Source organism: Pseudomonas sp. C2B4, from assembly GCF_013359695.1.
Lineage (GTDB): Bacteria > Pseudomonadota > Gammaproteobacteria > Pseudomonadales > Pseudomonadaceae > Aquipseudomonas.
The window spans coordinates 1-6,204 of record NZ_JABFMU010000081.1 but is presented as its reverse complement, the minus strand read 5'-3'; the positions used below and the strand labels follow the sequence as shown (position 1 = coordinate 6,204).

General features: G+C 63.6%; 6 protein-coding genes. All 6 read left to right on the top strand.

The annotated features are described in order from the left end of the window. The first annotated feature begins 492 nt into the window (after positions 1-492). The gene (locus tag HNQ83_RS28875; protein WP_175392250.1) at positions 493-1,632 is read left to right on the top strand and encodes an acyl-CoA dehydrogenase family protein; all 1,140 of its coding nucleotides are present in this window, start codon (positions 493-495) and stop codon (positions 1,630-1,632) included. A 28-nt stretch (positions 1,633-1,660) separates the two neighbouring features. Next, positions 1,661-2,869: a lipid-transfer protein gene (locus HNQ83_RS28870; protein ID WP_175392249.1), complete on the top strand. Its 1,209-nt coding sequence runs from the start codon at positions 1,661-1,663 to the stop codon at positions 2,867-2,869. Next, on the top strand, positions 2,866-4,023 hold the full coding sequence (locus HNQ83_RS28865; RefSeq protein WP_175392248.1) for an acyl-CoA dehydrogenase family protein: 1,158 nt from the start codon (positions 2,866-2,868) through the stop codon (positions 4,021-4,023). Before HNQ83_RS28870 ends, HNQ83_RS28865 begins: the two co-directional genes overlap by 4 nt. Before the next feature lie 15 nt (positions 4,024-4,038). Then, positions 4,039-5,040 (top strand): acyl-CoA dehydrogenase family protein, encoded by a 1,002-nt coding sequence (locus HNQ83_RS28860; RefSeq protein WP_175392247.1) that lies wholly within the window; start codon positions 4,039-4,041, stop codon positions 5,038-5,040. Between the two features lie 10 nt (positions 5,041-5,050). Continuing rightward, positions 5,051-5,839 carry a crotonase/enoyl-CoA hydratase family protein gene (locus tag HNQ83_RS28855; protein ID WP_175392246.1) on the top strand — a complete coding sequence of 263 codons (789 nt, stop codon included), beginning with the start codon at positions 5,051-5,053 and terminating at the stop codon, positions 5,837-5,839. Between the two features lie 166 nt (positions 5,840-6,005). Beyond that, positions 6,006-6,204 (top strand): DUF1302 family protein (locus HNQ83_RS28850; RefSeq protein WP_175392245.1); only part of this gene is annotated, 199 nt, incomplete at its 3' end.

The window sequence follows — 6,204 nt, the reverse complement described above, 5'->3', positions numbered from 1 at the left end:
TCGCGGGCAAGCCCACTCCCACAGTGAATTGCAGTCGAACGCAGATCCTGTGTACGGCACAAAAAAACCTGTGGGAGCGAGCCTGCTCGCGAAAGCGGTGTGTCAGTCACTGGTGATGTTGGGTGTGCCGAACTCTTCGCGAGCAGGCTCGCTCCCACAGTGAATTGCAGTCGTGCGCACATTCTGTGTACGGCCTAAAAAACCTGTGGGAGCGAGCCTGCTCGCGAAGGCGGTGTGTCAGTCACCGTTGATGCTGGATGTGCCGGCCTCTTCGCGGGCAAGCCCGCTCCCACAGGGGATCATGGGTGTCTGCAAAAGCCAGGTCGGCAGCTTGGCCGCCTCACTCGCAGCAATGGATAGGCCCCTCCAATCCAATTCCGACAGATGCTCCACAGCGCTACCCGATGCGGGTGGCGAGTATCCCCACCCCCCTCAATACATTGGACTCACGTACCAGGCGCATACCGGCCTGGCCATCCACTGGAGAGCCCGATGCATATCAACCGTACCGTGTACCGTGAAGACCACGAAATGCTGCGTGAAACCGCGCGGCGTTTCTTCGAGCGTGAATGCCTGCCCAAGCAGGCGCAGTGGGACGAGGCCGGGCAGGTCGACCGGGAAACCTGGCTCAAGGCCGGTCGCCACAACCTGTTGTGCCTCACCGTGCCGACCGAGTACGGCGGCGGTGGCGGTGACTTCGGGCATTCGGCGGTACTGATCGAGGAGCTGTACCGCGCCGGTGTCTCCGGCTGGAGCCTGGGCGTGCATTCGGACATCGTCGCGCCGTACATCGTGCGCCTGGGCACCGAAGAGCAGAAGCACCAATGGCTGCCGAAAATCTGCACCGGCGAAACCGTGCTGGCGGTAGCAATGACCGAGCCGGGCACCGGTTCCGACCTCAAGGCGGTCCGCACCACCGCTGTGCGTGACGGCGACGAGTGGGTGATCAACGGCAGCAAGACCTTCATCAGCAACGGCCTGACCTGCGACATGGTGGTGGTCGTGTGCAAGACCGATCCGAGCGCCGGGGCCAAGGGCTGCAGCCTGATCATGGTCGAGTGTGATCGCGAAGGTTTCCGTCGCGGCCGCAAGCTGGACAAGGTCGGCCAGCACGCGGCCGATACCGCCGAGCTGTTCTTCGACAACGTTCGCGTACCGGTGGGCAACCTGCTGGGCGAGGAAAATCGCGGCTTCATGCACCTGATGGAAGAGTTGCCCCAGGAGCGCCTGGTCATCGCCCTGTACAGCGCCGCCAAGCTCGAACGCATGCTCGAGCAGACGGTGGAGTACGTGAAGGATCGCAAGGCTTTCAACCAGACCGTATGGGACTTCCAGAACACCAAATTCAAGCTGGCCGATATCAAGGCCCAGGCCACCGCTGTGCGCCTGATGATCGATCACTACATCGGCGAGCACATGCGCCGCCGCCTGACGGTGCAGGAATCGGCACTGGCCAAGCTGTTCGCCACCGAGACCCTGTGCAAGTGCATCGACGACATGGTCCAGCTGCACGGCGGCTACGGCTACATGCTCGAGTACCCGATTGCCCGTGCCTTCGTCGACATGCGCGTGACGCGGATTTTTGGCGGCACCAGCGAAGTGCTGCGCGAACTGATCGCGCGCCAGTTGTGATCCTTCCCCCTCATTTTCAGGTGACACCATGAGCGAAAAAGTACTGGTAGCCGGCGTTGGCATGATCCCGTTCCGCAAGCCCAGCGACAGCCCCACCTACGTGCAGATGGGCGCGGAAGCAATACGCCGGGCCCTGGCCGATGCCGGGATCGAGTACAGCCTGGTCCAGGAAGCCTATGCCGGTTACGTCTACGGCGATTCCACCTGCGGCCAGACCGTGCTCTACGAAATCGGCATGACCGGGATCCCGGTGGTCAACGTCAACAACAACTGCTCCACCGGCTCCACCGCGCTCTATCTGGCGCGCAAGGCCATCGAGTCCGGCGCCGCCGATTGCGTGCTGGCGGTGGGTTTCGAGCAGATGCAGGCCGGGGCGTTGAAGTCCCATTGGGATGACCGTCCGCCGACCCGCGAGCGCTTCCTGCCGATTTTGCGTGGCCTGACCGCCGATATGGAGGGCATTCCTCAGGCCATCCGTACCTTTGGTGGGGCCGGACGTGAGTACATGCACAAGTACGGCACCAAAATGGAAACCTTTGCCGCTGTGCGCGCCAAGGCCAGCCGCCATGCAGCCAACAACCCGCTCGCATTGTTTCGCAAGGTGCTCAGTGTCGAAGACGTGATGAATGACCCGGTGATTCTGCCGGGCGTCATGACCCGCCTGATGGCCTGCCCGCCGACCTGTGGCGGTGCGGCGGCGATCCTGGTGTCAGAGCGATTCGCGAAAAAGCATGGTCTGCGTCGCGATGTGGAAATCGTCGCCCAGGCCATGACCACCGACACCCCCGAATCCTTCAACTTCGAACAGCCGTCGATGCTCGATTGGGTCGGCACCCACATGACCCATGCCGCTGTCGGGCAGGTGTACGAGAAGGCTGGCGTGGGTCCGCAGGATATTGATGTTTGCGAGCTCCACGACTGCTTCGCGCAGAACGAAGTGATCTGCTACGAGTCGCTGGGCTTTTGCCCCGAGGGTGGCGCCGAACAATTCGTGATGGACGGCGACAACACCTATGGCGGGCAAATCGTCGTCAATCCGTCCGGCGGCCTGCTTTCCAAGGGCCACCCGCTGGGTGCGACGGGCCTGGCGCAGTGTTATGAGCTGACCCAACAACTGCGCGGCAACGCCGAGCAGCGTCAGGTCGACGGCGCTCGCCTGGCCATGGCACACAACCTCGGCCTGGGCGGTGCCTGCGTGGTGACGCTGTATGGCAAGGTCAGCGGAGGTGCCCAGTGAGCCACTTGCTCGACGCCTTCCGTTTGACCGCATTGCCGGAACACGCCGAGGCCTTTCGCACCGAAGTGAAACACTTTCTGGCCGAGCATTTGCCGGCGGTGTCAGCGGATGTGCGGGCACGCAGCTGGACCGGTTTTGATGCCGATTTCAGCCGCAAACTGGCCGGACGCGGATGGGTCGGCCTGACCTTGCCGCAAGCCTATGGCGGTGCCGGGCTGGATGCTTTCAGTCGCTTCGTCCTGGTGGAGGAGCTGCTGTCGGCCGGCGCTCCGGTGGCGGCGCACTGGATTGCCGATCGGCAGAGCGGGCCGTTGATCCTGAAGTTCGGCAGCGATGCGCAGAAGGATTTCTACCTGCCGCGCATCTGCGCCGGCCGAGCGTTTTTCTGCATCGGCATGAGCGAACCGAATTCCGGCTCGGACCTGGCCAGCGTGCGCAGTCGCGCCACTCGCTGTGAAGGCGGCTGGCGCCTGAGCGGGCGCAAGATCTGGACCACCAACGCCCATCACGCCGACTACATGATCGCCCTGGTGCGCACCAGTGGCTCGCCCGAGGACCGTCACAACGGACTCTCGCAATTCATCATCGACCTGCGGCAACCGGGTGTGAGCGTGCGCCCCATTGTCGACCTCGCCGGCGATGCGCACTTCTCGGAAGTGGCGTTCGACGACGTGTTGTTGAGCGATGACGCCTTGGTGGGCGAGGAGGGCAGTGGCTGGAAACAGGTCAATGCCGAACTGGCCTTCGAGCGCAGCGGGCCAGAGCGCTTCTATTCCAGTGTGGTGTTGCTCGACCTGTGGGCCGACACCTTGCGCCGCCACGGTGCCAGCGCTGCCGACACCGTCTTGCTGGGCAGTTTCCTCACGCAACTGAGCAGCCTGCGCAACCTCTCGCTGGCGCTCACGGCACTACTGGCGCGGGGCGAAAGTCCGGTGGTGGAGGCGGCGCTGGTCAAGGACATCGGCACCGAGTTCGAACAGTCGATTCCGGCGGCGATTGCCAACTCGATCAGCACCAACCCGAATGCCCCGGTCGGCGATGAGTTGTACCGCACCGTGGCCTACCTGAACCAGGTCGCACCGACCTTCTCGTTGCGCGGCGGTACCCGGGAAATCCTGCGCGGCATGATCGCCCGCGGCCTTGGCCTGCGCTGAATAGGACTTATCGTCATGTTTACTGAAGCGATTGAAAAAATCCTGACAGACCTGTGCACCCCGGCATGGGTCCGCGCCGTTGAAAGCGGTGACGACGCCAGGGAGCTGTGGCGCGTGCTGGAGGACGGCGGATTTCTGGAACTGCTGACCCCGGAAGTGGCCGATGGCGCGGGGCTGTCGCTTGCCGCGCTGTTCCCGATTCTTCTCGCTTTTGGACGTCATGCCCTGCCGGTTCCCGCCGCACAAAGCATCGCTGCCCGTGCCTTGCTGCGCGACTGCCCGCACAGGCTGCCGGCCGGCATGGTGGCCCTGGCCGGCACGGCCTGGCAACAAGCCGACGGTGGGCTGTGCGCGCCCCGCGTCGCATACGGATTGTTGGCCGACTTTGCCCTGGTGAACCTGGGCGGCGAATTGCTGCTGCTCGATTGCCGTCAGGCGCGACGCCAGGCCGAAGGGGTTCACGCCAGCCAATACGCCACCCTGTATTGGCCGCAGGAAAGCCTCGCCGCAGCCGTTGGCAGCAACGGTGAAGAGGTTCGCCTGTTCAGTGCCGCCATCCACGCCGCTGCCATGGCCGGGGCCATGGAGCGCGTACTCGACATGACCCTTGAGTACTGCAATGACCGGGTTCAGTTCGGCAAAGCCATCGGCAAATTCCAGGCGGTCCAGCATCAGCTCAGCGTGATGGCGGAGCAGGTGGCGGCTGCGCGAATCGCGGCAGAGCTGGCTTTTGCCGGTGCCGCCCAGGTGCCGGATCTGATTCCGGTCGCCATCGCCAAGGCCCGCACCAGCATGGCCGTGCCCCAGGTGACCGCCACCGCCCATGCGCTGTTCGGCGCCATTGGCGTGACCGAAGAACTGGACCTGCAACTGTTCACCCGGCGCCTGCACCAGTGGCGCATGAGCGAAGGCTCGGAAGCGTATTGGAACGGCCTCGTCGGCCAGGCGTTTCTGACCCGGCCGAACATTGGCGCCAGCGAGTTCGTCCGTCACGTCATCCCGTCTCAATCCGCATGAGGACAACCCCATGAGCCCGTTTCTGAAGTACGAACAGGACGGTCACGTCGTCACCCTGACGATGAACGATCCTGAACGCCGCAACCCGCTGACCGGCAACAGCGCCGTGCCGGAGTTCCTCGAAGCCATCGAACGGATCGAGCGCGATCCCAGTGTGCGCGCCGTGATCATCACCGGAGCCGGCAGTGCGTTCTGCTCCGGCGGCAACGTGCGTGACATGGATCGCTACGCGCAGATGTCGGGCATGGCGTTGCGCCAGGAATACCGCACCGGCATCCAGCGCTTGCCGCTGGCGCTGTTCAATCTGGAAGTGCCAGTGATTGCGGCGGTCAACGGCGCGGCCATCGGTGCCGGTCTCGACCTGGCCTGCATGTGCGACATCCGCGTGGCGTCCGAGCAGGCGAAGTTTGCCGAGAGCTTCGTCAAGTTGGGGATCATTCCCGGTGACGGCGGCGCCTGGTTGTTGCCGCGCATCATCGGCTTGTCCCGCGCCACCGAACTGACTCTGACCGGGCAAATGATCGATGCGCGCCAGGCGGAGCAATGGAACCTGGTGTCCCGGGTCGTGCCCGGCGAACAACTGCTGGAGACGGCACGGGACATCGCCGCCGCCATCGCCGCCAATCCGCCCCATGCCGTGCGCCTGGCTAAACGCTTGTTGCGCGAAGCCTTGCACACCCGGCTCGACACGCTGCTGGAAATGTCCGCGACCTTCCAGGTGCTGTCGCATCAGACCGCCGATCACCGAGAGGCCGTGGCGGCGTTTATCGAGAAGCGTCCGGCGAGTTTTACCGGATGAGTGTCACCGGCAGTAACGCTCGCCGAGCGCATCTCGAACCGAGTCGTTACGCCGGCCAAAACCTTGTGAAAACCCTTGTTCCAAATCACCCGTTCGGGTGTGAGGACCTTACGGGAGCCTCGCTAGCATGGGCTCTCACCACGCCATCCTTAACCGGAGAAACCGCATGACAAAAACAACAATGCGCGGAGTCTTCCAGCCGAGTCTGCTGACCGTAGCTGTGACGATTGCCACTTGCGCGAGCCATCAGGCTCACGCGGTTGATTTCAACATCGGGGAGATTCAGGGGAGTTTCGATTCATCGCTGTCAGTCGGCGCCAGCTGGTCGACGGCCAACCCGGACAAGCAGTTCATCTCCAACTTCA

Excerpts from the sequence above, each read along its gene's own strand:
- HNQ83_RS28875 (WP_175392250.1), top strand. The coding sequence starts at position 493 with ATGCATATCAACCGTACCGTGTACCGTGAAGACCACGAAATGCTGCGT.
- HNQ83_RS28870 (WP_175392249.1), top strand. The coding sequence starts at position 1,661 with ATGAGCGAAAAAGTACTGGTAGCCGGCGTTGGCATGATCCCGTTCCGC.
- HNQ83_RS28860 (WP_175392247.1), top strand. The coding sequence starts at position 4,039 with ATGTTTACTGAAGCGATTGAAAAAATCCTGACAGACCTGTGCACCCCG.
- HNQ83_RS28855 (WP_175392246.1), top strand. The coding sequence starts at position 5,051 with ATGAGCCCGTTTCTGAAGTACGAACAGGACGGTCACGTCGTCACCCTG.